General features: G+C 68.9%; 9 protein-coding genes. 7 read left to right on the top strand and 2 right to left on the bottom strand.

Annotated elements, in window-relative coordinates:
- The first annotated feature begins 258 nt into the window (after positions 1-258).
- The 5 genes from LRR16_RS16395 to LRR16_RS16420 all read left to right on the top strand — a co-directional run bounded on the left by LRR16_RS16395 (position 259) and on the right by LRR16_RS16420 (position 12,947).
- Positions 259-1,224 carry a helix-turn-helix transcriptional regulator gene (locus tag LRR16_RS16395; protein ID WP_232206535.1) on the top strand — a complete coding sequence of 322 codons (966 nt, stop codon included), beginning with the start codon at positions 259-261 and terminating at the stop codon, positions 1,222-1,224.
- Positions 1,225-1,517: 293 nt separating this feature from the next.
- Entirely contained in the window at positions 1,518-7,772 is a 6,255-nt protein-coding gene (locus LRR16_RS16405; protein ID WP_304524540.1) for an Ig-like domain-containing protein, read from the top strand.
- A gap of 235 nt (positions 7,773-8,007) precedes the next feature.
- Positions 8,008-9,477, top strand: coding sequence for a TolC family protein (locus tag LRR16_RS16410; protein ID WP_006579429.1), 1,470 nt, complete (start codon positions 8,008-8,010; stop codon positions 9,475-9,477).
- Complete coding sequence (locus LRR16_RS16415) at positions 9,470-11,770, top strand: type I secretion system permease/ATPase (RefSeq protein WP_232206536.1); 2,301 nt, start codon at positions 9,470-9,472, stop codon at positions 11,768-11,770. The genes LRR16_RS16410 and LRR16_RS16415 overlap by 8 nt, the downstream gene beginning before the upstream one ends.
- 4 nt (positions 11,771-11,774) lie before the next feature.
- Entirely contained in the window at positions 11,775-12,947 is a 1,173-nt protein-coding gene (locus tag LRR16_RS16420) for an HlyD family efflux transporter periplasmic adaptor subunit (protein ID WP_232206537.1), read from the top strand.
- Between the two features lie 24 nt (positions 12,948-12,971).
- Here LRR16_RS16420 and LRR16_RS16425 read toward each other — a convergent pair whose 3' ends face one another.
- A complete protein-coding gene (locus LRR16_RS16425; RefSeq protein ID WP_232206538.1) occupies positions 12,972-15,023 on the bottom strand; it encodes a VC_2705 family sodium/solute symporter in 2,052 nt (683 codons plus the stop codon).
- A gap of 95 nt (positions 15,024-15,118) precedes the next feature.
- Entirely contained in the window at positions 15,119-17,101 is a 1,983-nt protein-coding gene (gene acs / locus LRR16_RS16430; RefSeq protein ID WP_232206539.1) for an acetate--CoA ligase, read from the bottom strand.
- 401 nt (positions 17,102-17,502) lie between these two features.
- Between acs and LRR16_RS16435 the strand changes: the two genes are divergently transcribed.
- Both LRR16_RS16435 and LRR16_RS16440 read left to right on the top strand, forming a co-directional pair.
- The gene (locus tag LRR16_RS16435) at positions 17,503-18,528 is read left to right on the top strand and encodes a DMT family transporter (RefSeq protein WP_370646832.1); all 1,026 of its coding nucleotides are present in this window, start codon (positions 17,503-17,505) and stop codon (positions 18,526-18,528) included.
- A gap of 87 nt (positions 18,529-18,615) precedes the next feature.
- The gene (locus tag LRR16_RS16440) at positions 18,616-19,164 is read left to right on the top strand and encodes a TIGR00645 family protein (protein WP_043441654.1); all 549 of its coding nucleotides are present in this window, start codon (positions 18,616-18,618) and stop codon (positions 19,162-19,164) included.
- The last annotated feature ends 54 nt before the right edge of the window (positions 19,165-19,218 follow it).

The following is a 19,218-nucleotide window of genomic DNA, read 5'->3' on the forward strand; positions in this document are numbered from 1 at the left end:
TCCATTGGAACGGCAAACGATTGGATTCGGCGCCAATTTTTTGACCAAAGAATTCCGGGGGGGCATCCGGGCACAGCCCATGCCAATTGATGGATATTCCATTGCCATGGAATATCGAGGGTCATTGTCGCGGTCTGTCGTCATCGCCTGTTCAGCCAACCCGTTTTGCCGCGGTGTTTGCCGCGGCCCTTTGTGGGATCGCCTGTAGCGTTCGCCGGCCCGGCGTGCGCTCGTTTTTTCGCAGGACTGAACTGGCGTATGGCTCAAACCCGCATCGGAACGGACGCGATCGTCGCGTCCAGCGTCGCGCAGGCGCAGGATTGGCTCGCCCGCCACTATCCCGGCATCACGATCGAGGCCGATGGCGCCCAGCTCCGGCTCGAAATCCAGATCGACTATCTCGACGGCATGGCCGTGCATACGCTGGCCACCGACACCGCGCTGTGCCTGCGGCTGCCTTGCCAGCACGACGGCTATCTGTTGTACACACAGGCCGAAGGCCAGCTCGCCCTCGCCACCGAGCAGGACGGGCTGCGGACCTTGCCGGCCGGCACCACCGTCGCCGACGCCAGGCGGGTCACCGCCTGGGGCTTCGGCCCGGGCCGCTACGAAGCCATCCTGATCGATGCGGCGAGCCTGCACGGGCGGCTATCGCAGTCGATCGAACGGCCGGTGACGCAACGCGTGAAATTCGCCCCGCCGGAAGGCAACGTGCCGTCCGGCGTGCGCTTCGCGGGTGAGCTGGTGCGGGCGGCGCGGCGCTATTCGAACGCGGACGGCAGCCCGCACGCGATCGCCCCGGACATCGTGCAAAGCCTGCAGGACGCCGTGATCTTCGCCATGCTCAAGGAGATTCCGCACAATTATTCGGTCTACCTGGCGCGCCGCCATGCCGGCCCGTCGCCGCGGCATGTGCGCCGGGCCATCGAGTACATCCACGCCAACGCGACGGCGGCGCTCGGACTGGCCGACATCGCGATGGCTGCCCGCGTCAGCATCCGCACGCTGCAGGCCGGCTTCGCCAAGTTCAAGGGCTTCACGCCGATGGGCTATGTCAAGCGGGTGCGCCTGGAAGGCGCGCACGCGGACCTGCGTACCGCCAGCGCGGAACAGTCGATCGCCGACATCGCGCGGCGCTGGGGCTTCAGCCACCTCGGGCAATTCGCTCGGGACTACCGCATGGCCTTTGGCGAAACCCCGTCCGAAACGCGCCGCGGAGATTGACGGCAGCGCCGGCTGGAATTGTCGACAACAAAATAAATAGCGCTTAAATCAGATTTAATTGAATTTGTAATTTAATACCCCTGCGCCTACCGGCGTAGGGGTATTTTCTTTTATAAATCCCCGCCCGCATTAATGCCTTCTCCGCAATTCATTATCAAAAAAACGCAGGCCATATCAATCGCACGCACTATATCGCTTGCCGCACAGACGAAGACATACCGCCACTTGGGAATCACTTATACGCTCCACTTCCAATAGTGAGCAGTAGTTCCGATCGACCCAAGGAGATAGGCATGGCTTCGTCAGCTGTTCTGCAAAACCACATCGATGTCGCGGTGCCCGCGGGGACCAGGACCGTCGCGGCGCCGGAGGGTGCCGCCAATTTCCTGGTCGCCGGCAACAAGGACAACGTCGCCAACTATGCGCGCGAAGGCAACGACCTGCTGATCGAGTTCAAGGATGGGCAAACGGTGCGCATCCAGGGCTTCTTCGCCAATGGCGTCAACTTCAACAACCTGGTGTTCGTCGACGGCGAGTCGCGCTGGCTCGCGACCTTCGACCAGGCGCTGATGGCAGGCGGCGACAACGTCCTCGAATCGGCGGTGGTCTACGAGCCGATCGCCGATGGCAGCGCGGCGCTGCTGGGCATCCTTGGCCTGGCCGCTGGCGCCGGCGTGATCGCCGCGGCCGCGGGCGGCGGCGGCGGTGGTGGAGGCGGCGATGACCGCCAGCCGACGGCGGCGCGTCCGACGGTCAGCCTGATCGACGACCAGGCGCCGGTCACCGGCGCGATCGCCAATGGCAGCGCAACCAATGACGCCACGCCGACGCTGCAGGGCACCGGCGCCATACCCAACGGCCGCATCCAGATCTCGATCGACGGCCAGCCGCCGGTGACCATCAACGCCGACGCCAACGGCAACTGGAGCTACACGCCACCCGCACTGCCGTCGGGCCAGCATCAGATCGTCGTCACGCAGACCGGCAGCGATGGCAAGACCAGCGAGCCCACGGTGATCGACGTGACGATCGACACCACGGCGCCCGCCACGCCGACGCTCAACCCCAGCAATGGCGCGACGCTCAGCGGGACCGCCGAGGCCGGCAGCACGGTCGGCATCGACCTGAACGGCGACGGCACGCCCGATGCCACGGTCGTCGCCGATGGCAACGGCAACTGGACCTATACCCCGACCTCGCCGCTGCCGGACGGCACCAAGGTGACCGTGGTCGCCACCGACCCGGCCGGCAATACCAGCGAGCCCGCGACGACGACCGTCGACGCCCAGCCCCCGGCCACCCCGACCGTCAATCCGACCAACGGCACCACGCTGAGCGGCACCGCGGAAGCGGGCAGCACCGTCGGCATCGACCTGAACGGCGACGGCTCACCGGACGCCACCGTCACCACCGACGGCGGCGGCAACTGGACGTACACGCCGACCTCGCCGCTGCCGGACGGCACCACGGTCACCGTCACGGCAACGGACCCGGCCGGCAATACCAGCGGCCCCGCGACGACGACCGTCGACGCGGCCGCGCCTGCCGCGCCGGCGATTTCCGGCGTCACCGACGACACCGACCCGGTCAGCGGTCCGCTGACCTCGGGCGGCAGCACCAACGACACCACGCCGACGATCGCCGGTACCGCGGAAGCGAACAGCACCGTGCAGATCTTCAACGGCGCCACGCTGCTCGGCACCGTGACCGCCGACGGCATCGGCAACTGGACCTTCACGCCGACCACGCCGCTGGCCGACGGCAGCTATTCGTTGACGGCGACGGTGACCGATGCGGTCGGCAATGTCAGCGGACCGGGAACCGCCTTCGTCCTCACCGTCGATACCGCCGCTCCTGCCGCCCCGGCCATCACGCAGGCCACCGGCACCACACTGGCCGGCACGGCCGAAGCCGGCAGCACCATTGCGATCGACCTGAACGGCGACGGCACGCCCGATGCCACGGTCACCGCCGATGGCGGCGGCAACTGGAGCTATACCCCCGCCACGCCGCTGGCCGACGGCACCACCGTCAGCGTGACCGCCCTCGATGCCGCCGGCAACAGCAGCGGGCCCGTCACCGCCACCATCGACTCCGTCGCGCCGACGGCACCGTCGATCGGCAGCGTCACCGACGACGTGGACCCGGCCAGCGGCCCGCTGACCTCGGGCGGCAGCACCAACGACGCCACGCCGACGATCGCCGGCACCGCGGAAGCCAACAGCACCGTGCAGATCTTCAACGGCACCGCGCTGCTCGGCACGGTCACCGCCGACGGCAGCGGCAACTGGACCTTCACGCCGACCACGCCGCTGGCCGACGGCAGCTATTCGCTGACGGCCGTTGCCACCGACGCCGCCGGCAACACCAGCCCGGCCAGCGCCGCATTCGACTTCACACTCGATACTGCCGCCCCTGCCGTACCGGTCATCGCGCAGGCCAATGGCACCACGATCATCGGCACCGCGGAGGCATACAGCACCATCGCGATCGATACCAATGGCGACGGCACTGCCGACGGCACCGTGACGGCCGATGGCCAGGGCAACTGGAGCTTTACGCCGGGCGTACCGCTGGCCGACGGCACCGTGGTCAGCGTCACCGCAACGGACGCCGCGGGCAACGTCAGCGCGCCGGCCGACGAGACGGTCGACGCGGCGCCGCCCGCCGTGCCGACCATCGATCCGACCAACGGCACGGTGCTCCAGGGCACCGCCGAGGCCAACAGCACTGTCCGGATCGACACCAACGGCGACGGCACGGCCGACGCCACGGTCACGGCCGATGGCGCGGGCAACTGGACCTACACGCCGGCCACGCCGCTGGCCGACGGCACCGTGGTCAGCGTCACCGCGACGGACGCCGCGGGCAACACCAGCGCGCCGGCGACCGAAACCGTCGATGCCGCGCCGCCCGCACTGCCGACCATCGACCCGACCAACGGCACGGTTCTGCAGGGTACGGCCGAAGCGGACAGCACGGTCAATATCGACACCAATGGCGACGGCACGCCCGATGCCACCGTCACGGCCGATGGCAGCGGCAACTGGAGCTACACGCCAGCCACGCCGCTGCCCGACGGCACCGTCGTCACCGTCACGGCGACCGATGCCGCCGGCAACACCAGCGCGCCGGCCACCGAGACGGTCGACGCCGCGGCGCCAACCGCGCCTTCGATCGACACGGTGGTCGACGACGCCGGTCCGGTCTCGGCGCCGCTGACTTCCGGGGACAGCACCAATGACAGCACCCCGACGATCGCCGGCACCGCCGAAGCGAACAGCACGGTACAGATCTTCAACGGCACCACGCTGCTGGGCACCGTCACCGCCGACGGCACCGGCGCCTGGACCTTCACGCCGACCACGCCGCTGACCGACGGCAGCTACTCGCTGACGGCCACCGCGACCGACGCGGCGGGCAATACCGGCCCGGCCAGCGCGGCGTTCGACTTCACGCTGGACACCGCCCCGCCGGCCCAGCCGTCGGTCGACGACAGCAACGGCACCACGCTGACCGGCACCGCGGAAGCCAACAGCACCGTGCAGATCGATACCGACGGCGACGGCACGCCGGAGGCGACCGTCACCGCCGACGGCAGCGGCAACTGGAGCTACACGCCTGCCACGCCGCTCCCCGACGGCACCGTCGTCACGGTTACTGCCGTCGATGCCGCCGGCAATGTCAGCACGCCCGATACGGTGACGATCGACGGCACGCCGCCGGCCGCGCCGGCAATCGACAGCGTCACCGACGATACCGGCACGGTCACCGGCCCGGTGGCATCGGGCGGCAGCACCAACGACACCACGCCGACGATCGCCGGCACGGCCGAGGCCAACAGCACGGTGCAGATCTTCAACGGCACCACGCTGCTGGGCACCGCGACCGCGGATGGCACCGGCAACTGGTCCTTCACGCCGACCACGCCGCTGGCCGACGGCAACTACGCGCTGACCGCGGTTGCCGCCGACACCGCCGGCAACACCGGCCCGGCCAGCACGCCATTCGATTTCACCGTCGATACCGCCCCGCCGGCCGTACCGCAGATCACCCAGGCCAGCGGCACGACGATCGCCGGCACCGCGGACGCCAACAGCACCATCGCGATCGACACCAATGGCGACGGCACCGCCGACGCCACCGTGAGCGCGGATGCCGCTGGCAACTGGAGCTACTCGCCTGCGACGCCGCTGGCCGATGGCACGGCCATCAGCGTCACTGCGAGCGACGCGGCCGGCAATACCAGCGCACCGGCCACCGACATCGTCGATGCCACGGCGCCGAACGCGCCGCTGATCACCACGGTGACCGACGACGCCGATCCGGCCAGCGGTCCGCTGACCTCGGGCGGCAGCACCAACGACACCACGCCGACGATCGCGGGCACGGCCGAGGCCAACAGCACGGTGCAGATCTTCAACGGCACCACGCTGCTCGGCAGCGTGACCGCCGACGCCAGCGGCAACTGGACGTTCACGCCGACCACGCCGCTGGCGGACGGCAGCTACGTGCTGACCGCCACCGCAACCGATGGCGACGGCAATGCCGGGGCCGCCAGCGCGGCGTTCAACCTGACCGTCGACACCGCTGCGCCCGGCGTGCCGCTGATCACGCAGTTCACCGGCAACACCATCGCCGGCACCGCGGAGGCCAACAGCACCATCGGCATCGATACCGATGGCGACGGCACGGCGGACGCCACGGTCAGCGCCGACGGCAGCGGCAACTGGACCTACTCGCCGGCGACGCCGCTGGCTGACGGCACCGCCATCGCGGTCACGGCGACCGACGCCGCGGGCAACGTCAGCGCGCCGGCGACCGCGACCATCGACGCGACCGTTCCTGCCATCCCGACGATTGCCAGCGTCACCGACGATGTGGACCCGGTCAGCGGCCCGCTGACTTCGGGCGGCAGCACCAACGACAGCACGCCGACGATCGCCGGTACGGCCGAGGCCAACAGCACGGTCCGGATCTTCAACGGCACCACGCTGCTGGGAACCGTCACCGCCGATGGCACCGGCAACTGGACCTTCACGCCGACCACCCCGCTGACCGACGGCAGCTATGCGCTGACCGCCACCGCGACCGATGCGGCCGGCAATACCAGCCCCGCCAGCGCGGCGTTCAACCTGACCGTCGATACCGCGGCGCCCGCCGCCACGGTGGCCATCACTGGCGTCACCGACGACACCGGCACCGCGGGAGACTGGATCACCGGCGATACCACGCCGACCTTCAGCGGGACGCTGAGCGCGCCGCTCGCTGCCGGCGACCGGGTCGAGGTCAGCTACGACGGCGGCAATACCTGGACGCAGGCGAGCGTCAACGGCACCACGTGGTCGTGGTCGGCAAGCAATCATCAGTTCGCCGACGGTAACCACTCGGTGGCGGTCCGGGTCATCGATGCCGCCGGCAATATCGGCAGCAGCACCACGCAGGACTTCACCATCGAGACCGACGTCGCGCCGGAAGTCTCCGCGCAGGAATCGGGCGGGCTGCTGGGCATCGTCGACGCCAACGTGCTGGGGCTGATCGACCTGAGTTCGCAGCAGGTGTTCGGTGCGAGCGACTACAACAACAACATCCAGCAGGTGGTGCTGCGCTACGGCGGCCTGATCGGCCTGCCGCTGCAGCGCCTCGGATACAACGCCGAGCTTTCCGCGGAGCTGGGCATCAACGTGGTTCCGCTGCACGACCCGGGCATCCTGGGCGTGATCGGGGCAGTGTCGACGCTGACGATCACTTCCGCCGACGGCGGGCCGATCGATACGCTGCGGCTCAACGAGCTGCTCGGCTCGGTGACGATCGAAGGCGGCCTGCTGGGCGTCAGCCTGGACCTGCTGTCGAATTTCACGATCACCGCGACCGACACCACGGGGCTGACCGATACCGCCAGCGCCAGCCAGCTGGCAAGCGCCGAGGTACTCGCCGGCCTGCTGGGCTCGAGCCAGTCGAGCGCCATCGTCGAAGGCACGTCGGGGGCCGATACGCGTACCGGCACCAGCGGCAGCGACCGGCTGTACGGCTACGCCGGAGACGACACGCTCGATGGCGGCGACGGCAACGACCTGCTGCGCGGCGGCGCGGGCAACGACACGCTGATCGGCGGCAACGGCAACGACCTGCTGATCGGCGGCGCCGGCAACGACACGATGACGGGTGGCACCGGCAGCGATGTGTTCCTGTACGAGGTCGTCAGCAACGACGGTACCGGCGGCAACGGCAGCGACATCATCACCGACTTCACGGTGGGGACGGCGCCCGGACAAGCCGGCTCCGACGTGATCGACCTGTCGAGCCTGCTGGTCGGCTACACCGGCGATGGCGACGGTCCGGCGCACTACGTCGACGGCGTGGCGACGATCGATGCCGGCGACACCATTGGCGACTACCTGAGCGTGACCACCGACGGCACCAATACGGTGATCCATATCGACCGCGACGGCACCGGGGCTGCCTTCGGCTCGGAAGCGCTGGTCACGCTGAACAACGTCAATACCGATCTGGAGACGCTGCTGGCCAATCGTCAGGTTCTGGTCTGAGCGAGGCGGGCGGCGGTCTCCCCGTTCCGCCGCCCGCTTCGCCGGACCCTTTCCATCGATCCCGTCACCGACCCGTCATCGAGCCGACCACCAGGAGACGCGCCCCACCGCATCGACCCGCCCTGCACTACCCCGTCGGCCGCGACGCTGCCTCGCGACCGATGCGTGGCCACATGTCAAAGCCTTCACCGCGGACCGTGGTGATTTCGTGAAACCGACATCGTTGAGATCCATCGTGGCCCTCCTTGCCAACGGAGCGCGGACCCGGCAGCGCCCGCTCCATTCCCGGCATCGTGCCGGGGACACGCTGCGTACCGCGCCGGTATCGGCGACGCTGTCCGCCTTTGCCGCGCTGGCGATGCTGGTCCTGCCCTGCCCAGGGCCGGCGTCGGCGGCGCCCTACACCGCTTCCACGACGCCGGCGCCGTCGGCGGCCTCCGCCGGCATGCCGAGCCCCTCCACGCCGCAGCGCATCGCCCTCGACGGTCTGACGCTGCGCAACGCGGTGGGCATCGCGATCGCGCGCCATCCCGACATCAGCCGCGCGAACGCGGTGGTCACGCAGAATCTTTCCGAAATCTCGGTCGCCAAGGCCGCCTGGTACCCGAAGATCGAATACGGCGTGCAGCCCGGCTACGGCGGCAGCTTCGGCAGCGGCGGCAACGACCTCGGCTCGCGCGCCTCGGTCGGCGCCAGCCAGTTGCTCTACGACTTCGGCCGCACCCGCAGCAAGGTCTTGGCGGCCGACGCCAATCTCGGCAAGAGCCAGCATCAGCTCGCCGATACCGTCGAGACGGTAGCCGCCAATACCGCCGATACCTTTGTCGAACTGGCCGCCAGCCAGGCCGTGATCGCGGCCGCGCAGCGCCAGGTCGAATCGATGAACGAGACGCGCGCGCGCATCGGCGAGCGCGTGCGCGCCGGCCTGTCGGTGTCGTCCGACCGCGACCTGGCCGAGGTGTCCACGCTGCGTGCCAATGCCGAAGTGCTGAAGGCGCGCAACCGCTTCGACGTCGCCGCCACCAGGCTGGCCGAGCTGATCGGCGCGCGTCCGCAACAGGTGGCAGACCTGGCCAATACCAGTGGCGTGATCGAGCGGATCACGCGCGAAGGCGGCGGCGGCCGCGACGACCAGATCGACGACACGCCGTCGGTGCAGGCGGCACGCGCCGCCGTCGATGCCGCCGCGGCCAATGTCGACCTGGCGAAGGCCGAGCGCTACCCGTCGGTCAGCGTCGGCGTCAGCCGTTCGCTGTCGACCGGGCGCGCCAACGCCAATGACGATACCTGGGTCGGCCTGTCGATCCGCGGCGACTTCTCGCTGGGCCGGCTCGCGCAGCACCGCATCGCCGCGGCGCAGGCGCAGGAGCGCGCCGCCGCCGATGCGCTGGAGAACCAGCGGCTGCGCACGCGCACCGCGCTGTATGCGGCGCAGACCGAGGCGGAAGGCGCGGCCGCGCGGCTGGCCAGCTACCGCAACGTGATCGAGCTGTCGCGCTCTTCGCGCAATCTGTACTGGCAGGAATACATGCTGAACAAGCGCTCGCTGACCGAGGTGATCACGCGCGACCGCGAGATCTTCCTCGCCGAGGAAGAATGGATCAACGCCATGGCCGACGGCATCCGCGCCCGCATCAAGGCGTATGCCGCGGTCGGCAAGTTCGTGGAGCTGCTGCGGCAGCAGGAAGGCGCACGCGATGAATGACCCTACTTCGTTGAGCGCGCTGGCGCAGGCCGCCGGGCAGTCCCCGCAAACGCCCCCGCGGCAGGCCCAGGCCCAGGCTCAGCGCCAGGCCGAACCCGAGGCACAGGCGACGCTGCAGCCATGGATCGATGCGATGCTGCTCGCCGCGCGGCAGCTCAACGTGCAGGCCTCGCCCGAGCAGCTGCGCAATGCCGCGGCGTGGAGCGGGCGCGACGAGGCGCAGCGCGAGACCGCCATCGCCGAGCTGGCCGCATCCGCCGGCCTGTCCGCGCAATTCGTCGCGCTGCCGCCGGCGAAGCTGTCGCCGGTGATGCTGCCGGTGCTGGTGCCGCTGGGCCAGGGCAACACCAGCTCGGTCGGCATGGTGATCGCCGTCGCCAACGGCGTGGCCACGCTGCTGCTGCCGCTGGACGGCAAGCCGGTCGAGCGCAGCCTGACGCTCGATGCGCTGGCGTGCGAAACGAGCGGCCGCATGCTGCTGGTGCAGGCGCGCACCACCCGGCGCGGCGACCGGCTCGACGCGTATCTGCGCGCGGCGCCGGACTCGTGGCTGACCGGCATCTTCACCGCGCACTGGCGCACGATGCTCGACCTGGGCCTGGGCTCGCTGTTCGGCAATCTGCTGGCGGTGGGTACCTCGCTGTTCGCGATGCAGGTGTGGGACCGCGTGGTGCCGGCGCGCTCGCTGCATACGCTGTGGGTGCTGGCCTCGGGCGTGGCGCTCGCGCTGGCGCTCGAACTGCTGATCCGGACCGCGCGCGTCTCGATCACCGACCATTTCGGCAAGCGCGTCGACATCAAGCTGTCGGCGATGTTCTTTGCCCGCGTGCTCGATATCCGCAACGATGCGCGGCCGCGCTCTCCCGGCACGCTGATCGCGCAGCTGCGCGATCTCGAACAGCTGCGCGAGCTGTTGACCTCAAGCACGCTTGGCGTGCTGATCGACCTGCCCTTCGTCGCGGCCTTCCTGTTCATCATCTGGGTACTGGGCGGCTGGCTGGTGGCGATTCCGCTGGCGGCGATCCCGCTGCTGATCCTGCCGGGGTTGCTGGCGCAGATCCCGCTGGCCCGGCTGTCGCGCGAGGGAATGGCCGAGGCCGCGCTGCGCAATGCGATCCTGATGGAGTCGATCTACCGCGCCGAGGACATCAAGTCGCTGCAGGCCGAGCCGCGCTTCCGCGGGCTGTGGGACCACGCCAACCACGTCAACGGCGAGATCGGGCTGAAGCAGCGCTTCATCGCCGGACTGCTGGTCAACGTGTCGCAGACGGTGCAGCAGATCGCCTATGTCGGCGTGGTGATCGCCGGCGTCTACGGCATCCTCGACGGCAACCTGTCGTTCGGCGCGGTGCTGGCCTGCTCGATCCTGACCAGCCGGACCATCGCGCCGCTGGCGCAGATCCCCGCGGTGCTGGGCCGAATCCAGAACGCGCGCGTCGGCAAGAAGGCGCTGGACGAGCTGCTGCGGCTGCCGGTGGACCACGATCCCGACAGGGACACCTATCACAAGCCGGTGCTGCGGGGCGGCTATCGCTTCGAGAACGTGGCCTTCGGCTTCGACCCGCAGGAAAAGCCGGTGCTGACGGTTCCGCAGCTGCGCATCGCGCCGGGCGAACGCATCGCGATCCTGGGGCGCGTCGGCGCCGGCAAGTCGACGCTGCTGCGGCTCGCCGGCGGGCTTGCCGCGCCGACGCAGGGGCGCATCGTGCTGGACGACACGCCGATGGAGCTGATCGACGTCGCCGACATCCGCCGCGACATCGGCAGCGTGCTGCAGGAATCGAGCCCCTTCTACGGCACGCTGCGCGACAACCTGCTGATCGCCAATCCGCTCGCCACCGACGAGCAGCTGCTGCGCGCGCTGCGGCTTGCCTGCGCCGACCAGCTGCTGCTGAACCAGCCGCACGGGCTGGACCTGCGCATCCGCGAGAACGGGCTCGGCCTGTCCGGCGGCCAGAAGCAGGTGCTGGTGCTGGCCCGCACCTTCCTGCGCGACCCGCAGGTGCTGCTGCTGGACGAGCCCACCGCGTCGCTGGACGAGGGTACCGAACTGGCGGTGATCGAACGGATGCGCCAATGGCTGGGCCGGCGCACGCTGATCGTCGCCACACACCGCTATCCGGTGCTGGCGCTGGTCGACCGCATCGTCGTCCTCGAGCGCGGGCGCATCGTCCGCGACGGGCCGAAGGACGAGGTGCTGGCCCAGCTCAAGCGCACGGCAGTGCCACGAACGGCGGCAGCGCAAACGCCGGCCCAGCCGGCGGCGCCGGCCCAGGCAACGGCCGCGGAGTAGCGCCATGGACAAGATCTCGATGGGTGCACGATTCGAAGACGGCGCCGGCGGCGCGCGCCTGCTGCTGTGGCTGGGCATCGGCGCGATCGCCGCCTTCCTGCTGTGGTCGGCCTTCGCCAGCCTGGACGAAGTCGCGGTCGGCGAAGGCAAGGTCACGCCCGCCTCCAAGGGCCAGATCATCCAGAGCCTGGAGGGCGGCATCCTGGCCGAGCTGGCGGTGCGCGAGGGCGATGTGGTCGAGGCCGGCCAGCAGCTCGCCACGCTGGACCCGGTGCAGGCCCGCTCGTCGATGGAGGAGACGCTGGAACGGATCGCCGCGCTGCAGGCGCGCGCCGCGCGGCTGCATGCGGAGATGAACGACGCCGACTCGGTCAACTTCCCCGCCGAACTGGCGCGCGATACCGCCGTGGTCGAGCGTGAGCGGCAGCTGTTCGTCGCCAACCGCCGGGCCTTTCGCGAGAACCTCGGCAATCTGCGGCAGCAGCTGCGCCTGGCCGAGCAGGAGCTGCAGATCGCGCTGCCGCTGCTGCGCACCGGCGCCACCAACGAGGTCGAGATCCTGCGGCTGCGGCAGAAGGTGGCCGAGTTCGCCACCAAGCTCGATTCGACGCAGAGCGAGTACTACGTCGCGCTGAAGGCCGATTACGCGAAGACGATGGCGGACCTGGGCCCGCTGCTGAAGGTGCGCGAGGGACGCGCCGACCAGCTGCGCCGCACCGCGATCACGTCGCCCGCGCGCGGCATCGTCAAGGACATCCGCGTCTCGACGATCGGCGGCGTGATCACGCCGGGCGGTGTGCTGATGGAGATCGTGCCGCTGGGCGACCAGTTGCTGATCGAGGCACGGCTGTCGCCGCGCGACATCGCCTTCATCCATCCGAACCAGGAGGCCACGGTCAAGATCACCGCGTTCGAGCCATCGATCTATGGCACGCTGCCGGCCAGGGTGGATCGCATCTCGCCGGACACCATCGAGGACCAGGTCGACCGGCGCATCTACTACTACCGCGTCTATGTGCTGACCCAGCATGCGTTCCTGGAGACGAAGGACGGCAAGCGCCATCCGATCCTGCCGGGCATGGTGGCGACCGCGGAGATCCGCACCGGCCGCCGCACCGTGATGGACTACCTGGTCAAGCCGCTGAACCGCGCGGCGGAAGCGCTGCGCGAACGCTAGCCCTTGCGCATCAGCCTCGCTCGACTAGCCCTTGCGCAGATAGGTGACCAGCCGGTCGATCACCGGCGCATTGCGCCGCGTCAGCAGGCTGACCACGATCGCGACCGCAAACCCGGCCGGCACGCCGAACGCGCCCGACGCGATCGGATCGACGCCGAACCAGCGGTCGCCGAAGATGCCGGTCATCCGCGTGAAGAACGGGTAGTTGACGAAGATGTAGTAGATCGACACCGACAGCCCGGCCAGCATGCCGGCGAACGCGCCGGCCGCGGTGGTGCGCTTCCAGAAGATCGCCAGCACCAGCACCGGGAAGAAGCTCGACGCGGCCAGCGAGAACGCGGCGCCGACCAGGAACAGGATGTTGCCCGGCCGCAGCGAGGTCACGTAGGCCGCGAACAGGGCGACGCCGAGCAGCAGGATCTTGGCGGTGGTCACGCGCCGCTGCTGGCTCGCGCCCCGGTCGACCATGTGATAGAAGACGTCGTGCGACAGCGCGTTGGCGATCGTCAGCAGCAGCCCGTCGGCGGTCGACAGCGCCGCGGCCAGCGCCCCGGCGGCGACCAGGCCCGAGATCACATACGGCAGCCCGGCGATCTCCGGCGCGGCCAGCACGATCATGTCCGGCTGGATCATCACCTCGGCCCATTGCACGATGCCGTCTCCATTGACATCGCGAATGCCGAACACCGGCGGATCGATGCGCCGCCATTGCGTGACCCAGGCCGGCAGATCGGTATAGGGCGTGCCCACCAGATGGTGCAGGAACTCGTACTTGACCAGCGCCGCCAGCGTGGGCGCGCTGACGTACAGCAACGCGATGAAGAACACCGCCCAGGCCACCGAATTGCGGCTCTCCTTGACCGACGGCGTGGTGTAGAGCCGCGTCAGGATGTGCGGCAGGCTCGCGGTGCCGAGCATCAGGCAGAAGGTCAGCAGCACGAAGTTCAGGCGGTCGGTCTTGCGCTCCGCTTCCGACGGCGACGGATAGGGCTCGGTGGCCGGCACCGGCGGCTGGCTGCGTGCGAGCGCTTCCTCGCGCTGCTGGGTCCATTGCTGCAGGGCGGCGGCCGGGTCCAGCGGATAGTCGGCGCGCTCGCGCTCGACCGCCTTGATCTCGCGCAGCGGCGCATTGCGGGCGCGCAGTTCCAGCAGCCGCGCATTGAGTCCGTCGCGCACCTCGTCGAACGACTGCGGCAGCCGCGCGATGCGCTCCTGCAGCTCGATCGCCTGCTGCCGGTAGTGTTCGCGCACCGCGAGCTCGGCCGGATCGCCCAGCAGCTCGCGTTCACGCTGCCCGACATCGGTCAGCACCGTGCCGTAGCCCAGCTGCGGCACCGCCTCGCCATGATGCTTCCACGCGATCATCGACACCGTGACCAGGAAGGCCACGATCATCACGATGTACTGCGCGACCTGCGTCCAGGTCACCGCGCGCATGCCGCCGAGGAACGAGCAGACCAGGATGCCGGCCAGGCCGAAGAACACGCCGACGGCGAAGTCGACGCCGATGAAGCGCGTGACCACCAGCCCGACGCCCTGGATCTGCGCGACCAGATAGACGAAGGAACACAGCGAGGCGGCCAGCACCGCGATGCCGCGCACCGGCAGGTTGCCGCCCGGCTTGCCGTTGCCGTAGCGCGCGGCGAGGAAATCCGGAATCGTATAGCCGCCGTACTTGCGCAGATACGGCGCCAGCAGGAAGGCCACCAGGCAATAGCCGCCGGTCCAGCCCATCACATAGGCCAGCCCCTCGTAGCCGGAGGCGAACAGGATGCCGGCGAGGCCGATGAAGGACGCGGCGCTCATCCAGTCGGCGGCGATCGCCATGCCGTTGAACATCGCGGGCACGCGCCGGCCCGCGACGTAGTATTCGTGCAGGTCGGCGGTGCGGCAGATCAGCCCGATGCAGGCATAGATCGCGATGGTGATGAACAGGAAGACGTAGCCGAGCCACAGCGCGTCGGCGTTGGAACGCTCGAGCAGCCCCATCATGCCGATGAAGCCGAACAGTCCGAGCGTGAACAGGCCGTAGTACAGCAGCAGCCGGCGGCGAAAGCGCGACTGGGCCTGGGCCATGGGCGTGGGGTGGGCGGGACGGAGAGGAAGAAGGCGGCGGCAGCCAAATGCGAAGCGGGCGCCGTGATCGCGGCGCCCGCTTCGCGCGGCCCGTCTTACTTGGCCTGCCGCAGCTGTTCGAGGATCGCGGGATTCTCCAGCGTGGAGGTGTCCTGCGTGATCTCCTCGTTCTTGGCCAGCGAACGCAGCAGGCGGCGCATGATCTTGCCCGAGCGCGTCTTCGGCAGGTTGTCGCCGAAGCGGATGTCCTTCGGCTTGGCGATCGGCCCGATCTCCTTGGCGACCCAGTTGCGCAGCTCGTTGGCGATCTGCGCGGCCTCGTCGTCGGTCGGACGCGCGCGCTTGAGCACCACGAACGCGCAGATCGCTTCGCCGGTGGTGTCATCGGGACGGCCGACCACGGCGGCCTCGGCGACGATCGGGTTGGCGACCAGCGCCGACTCGATCTCCATCGTGCCCATGCGGTGGCCCGACACGTTCAGCACGTCGTCGATGCGGCCCATGATCGTGAAGTAGCCGGTTTCCTTGTCGCGCACCGCGCCGTCGCCGGCCAGATAGAGCTCGCCGCCCAGTTCGGCCGGGAAGTAGCTCTTCTTGAAGCGCTCCGGATCGCCCCAGATGGTGCGGATCATCGCCGGCCACGGACGCTTGACCACCAGGATGCCGCCGCTGCCGTCGGGCACGTCCTGCCCGGTCTCGTCGACCACCGCGGCCATGATGCCCGGCAGCGGCAACGTGCACGAGCCCGGCACCAGCGGCGTCGCGCCCGGCAGCGGCGTGATCATGTGGCCGCCGGTCTCGGTCTGCCAGAAGGTATCGACGATCGGGCAGCGGCCGCGGCCGATGTTCTCGTGGTACCACATCCAGGCTTCCGGATTGATCGGCTCGCCGACGGTGCCCAGCAGGCGCAGGCTCGACAGGTCGTACTGCTTCGGATGGACCGCCTGGTCCGCCTCGGCGGCCTTGATCAGCGAACGGATCGCGGTCGGCGCGGTGTAGAACACGCTGACCTTGTGCCGCGCGATCATGTCCCAGAAGCGGCCGGCGTTCGGATAGGTCGGGATGCCCTCGAACATCAGCTGCGTGGCGCCGGCCGCCAGCGGGCCGTAGGCAATGTAGGTGTGGCCGGTGACCCAGCCGATGTCGGCGGTGCACCAGTACAGGTCGTCGGGCTTGATGTCGAAGGTCCATTTCATCGTCATCAAGGCCCACAGCAGATAGCCGCCGGTGCTGTGCTGCACGCCCTTGGGCTTGCCGGTCGAGCCCGAGGTATAGAGCACGAACAGCGGGTGCTCCGCGTCGACCGGCTCGGCCTCGCAGGTCTCGGGCTGGCCGGCGCAGACCTCGTCGAGCCAGCGGTCACGCCCCTCGACCCAGTTGACCTTGCCGCCGGTGCGGCGATAGACCACCACGTGCTTGACCGCCTCGCAGCCGCCCAGCGCCAGCGCCTCGTCGGCGATCGCCTTCAGCGGCAGCGCCTTGCCGCCGCGCATCTGCTCGTCGGCGGTCAGCAGCGCCACCGCGCCGACGTCGACCAGCCGCTCCTGCAGCGACTTGGCGGAGAAGCCGCCGAACACGACCGAGTGCGTGGCGCCGATGCGGGCGCACGCCTGCATCGCACAGACGCCCTCGACCGACATCGGCATGTAGATGACGACGCGGTCGCCCTTCCTGATGCCCAGCGCCTTCAGGCCATTGGCCAGCTGGCACACGCGCGCATGCAGCTCGCGATAGGTGACGCGGCTCACCGTGCCGTCGTCGGCCTCGAACACGATCGCGACCTTGTCGGCGTTGCCGTTCTCGAGATTGCGCTCCAGGCAGTTGTACGAGGCGTTCAACTGGCCGTCCTCGAACCACTTGTAGAACGGCGCATTGCTCTCGTCCAGCACCTTGGTGAAGGGCTTGGACCAGACCAGCTGCTCGCGGGCATGGCGCGCCCAGAAGCCTTCGTAGTCGCGCTCGGCCTCTTCGCACAGCGCGCGGTAGGCGTCCATGCCGGAAATGGCGGCGCTCTTGGCGAACGATTCGGGTGGGGGGAATACGCGATGCTCTTGCATCACCGATTCGATGGCGGACATAGCTCGTCTCCTGAAAGGCCGGATATGGCTTCGATACTTTTGCCGCAACGCTACGCTGCGCGGCTTACTGCAACCTGACGCTGTCCTTGCCTGTCCTTTCCGTCCTCCGCGTCCCTCCCCGCTTTCAGGGCGAAGGCGCATTGCGACGCAGCAATGATGCCGGCTGCGCGGGCGCGCCGCGGGGATGGTCGCGGCGTCCGCATGTGAAGCCTAAGCCTTAAGGCTAGCATAGCTATAATCGCCCGGCGCGTGCGATGGCGCGCGCTGCCGCGCCGATCGAGGCTGGCCTGCGGCCCGCTGGCAGCGCGTTGGCAGCGCGTTGGCAGCCCGTTTTCGCCCAATATGCGGCGCGATCTCGGTCATCGCCCCGCTCGCGCGAAGTGCCACCGAGTACCGAACCCGTGCCCCCTTCCGTTCCCCTGAATGCCCTGCTGCTGGCCGCGTCGATGGCGCTGGTCGGCAGCAATGTCGGCCTTGGCAAGGCGATCGTCGCCCATGTGCCGATCCTGCTGTTCGCGCTGCTGCGCTTCGTGATCGCCATCGTCTGCCTGTCGCCGTGGTACCGGCCCGCGCGGATGCGCCGCGTGTCCCGCCGCGAGTGGTTCAACCTGTTCCTGCAGGCCTTCTTCGGGACCTTCCTGTTCACGCTGCTGATGCTCGGCGGCGTGCGCCTGACCAGCGCGATGTCCGCCGGCGTCATCACCAGCACGATTCCCGCAACGGTCGCGATCCTGTCGTGGCTGGTGCTGCGCGAACGGCTGTCGCGCCGCACCGTGCTGGCGGTGCTGCTGGCGGTGGCCGGCATCGCGGTGCTCAATATCGCCCGCGGCGGCCAGCCAGGCGGCGCGAGCGGCGATGCGCTGCTCGGCAACCTGATGGTGATGGGCGCGGTGGTCTGCGAATCGATCTACGTGATCCTGTCCAGGCGGCTGGCGCAGACGCTGGCCGCGATCGAGATCTGCGCCTATACGCATCTGATCGGCGGCCTGCTGATGCTGCCGCTGGGGCTGGTGCCGCTGCTCGACTTCGACGCGAGTGCCGTGCCGCTGCACGTGTGGGCCATGGTGCTGTGGTACGCACTGTCCGCCAGCGTGTTCTCGTTCTGGCTGTGGATGAAGGGCATCCGCCATGTGCCGGGGCAACTGGCCGGCGTGTTCACCTCGGTGCTGCCGATCGCCGCTGCGCTGTACGGCATCGTGTTCCTCGGCGAAACGCCGGGCTGGGCGCACGGCGTCGCGCTGGTCTGCGTGCTGGCGGGCATCGCACTGGCGAGCTGGCCTGGCAAGTTGGCGCGCGCGGCGGCCGCACGCGGGGACCGCGGAGGCGATGCCGGCGGCATGGAGCCCTCTCGTGTCGAGTCCGCCAGCGTCGAGTCCGCCGGCGTCGAGTCCCGACATGGCGCCACGGTACAATCCCGCGGCCGCTGACCGGCGCGCCGCATGATCGGGCGTCGGCCGGCGCGTCCTTTCCGTACCGAGCAACACAACCCCTTACGCAAAGCTAACGCAACCACCATGGCATCGAACTTATCGCCGGAGCCGCATCGGATGCGCCCGATTCCCCGTCTGATCTTCGCCTCGCGCTGGCTGCAGCTGCCGCTGTACCTCGGCCTGATCGTCGCGCAAGGCGTCTACGTCTATCACTTCCTGATGGAGGTCTGGCATCTGCTGGCCCACGTCACCGAGTACGACGAGAACAAGATCATGCTGGTGGTGCTGGGCCTGATCGACGTGGTGATGATCTCGAACCTGCTGATCATGGTGATCGTCGGCGGCTACGAGACCTTCGTCTCGCGGCTGGGCATCGACAACCATCCGGACGAGCCGGAATGGCTGGACCACGTCAATGCCGGCGTGCTGAAGGTCAAGCTGTCGATGGCGCTGATCGGCATCTCGTCGATCCATCTGCTGAAGACCTTCATCGACGCGGGACAGCGCGACACCCATACAATCATGTGGCAGGTGGTGATCCACGTCGCCTTCCTGTTCTCTGCAATCGCGATGGCGTGGGTCGACAAGATGATCACGCACTCGCATCCGGCGCTGCAGGATCGGGGGCTGTAACTCGAACTGCGCACTGAACAAAAACCGCGGCCGGCGCCGCGGTTTTTTATTGCG

Origin of the sequence: Cupriavidus sp. UGS-1, from assembly GCF_021213615.1 — a bacterium.
GTDB lineage: Bacteria > Pseudomonadota > Gammaproteobacteria > Burkholderiales > Burkholderiaceae > Cupriavidus.

What these genes read in the sequence shown, in the direction of transcription:
- LRR16_RS16415 (WP_232206536.1), top strand. Translation starts at nt 9,470, where the DNA reads ATGAATGACCCTACTTCGTTGAGCGCGCTGGCGCAGGCCGCCGGGCAG.
- LRR16_RS16420 (WP_232206537.1), top strand. Translation starts at nt 11,775, where the DNA reads ATGGACAAGATCTCGATGGGTGCACGATTCGAAGACGGCGCCGGCGGC.
- acs (WP_232206539.1), bottom strand. Translation starts at nt 17,101, where the DNA reads ATGTCCGCCATCGAATCGGTGATGCAAGAGCATCGCGTATTCCCCCCA.
- LRR16_RS16395 (WP_232206535.1), top strand. Translation starts at nt 259, where the DNA reads ATGGCTCAAACCCGCATCGGAACGGACGCGATCGTCGCGTCCAGCGTC.
- LRR16_RS16425 (WP_232206538.1), bottom strand. Translation starts at nt 15,023, where the DNA reads ATGGCCCAGGCCCAGTCGCGCTTTCGCCGCCGGCTGCTGCTGTACTAC.
- LRR16_RS16440 (WP_043441654.1), top strand. Translation starts at nt 18,616, where the DNA reads ATGGCATCGAACTTATCGCCGGAGCCGCATCGGATGCGCCCGATTCCC.
- LRR16_RS16405 (WP_304524540.1), top strand. Translation starts at nt 1,518, where the DNA reads ATGGCTTCGTCAGCTGTTCTGCAAAACCACATCGATGTCGCGGTGCCC.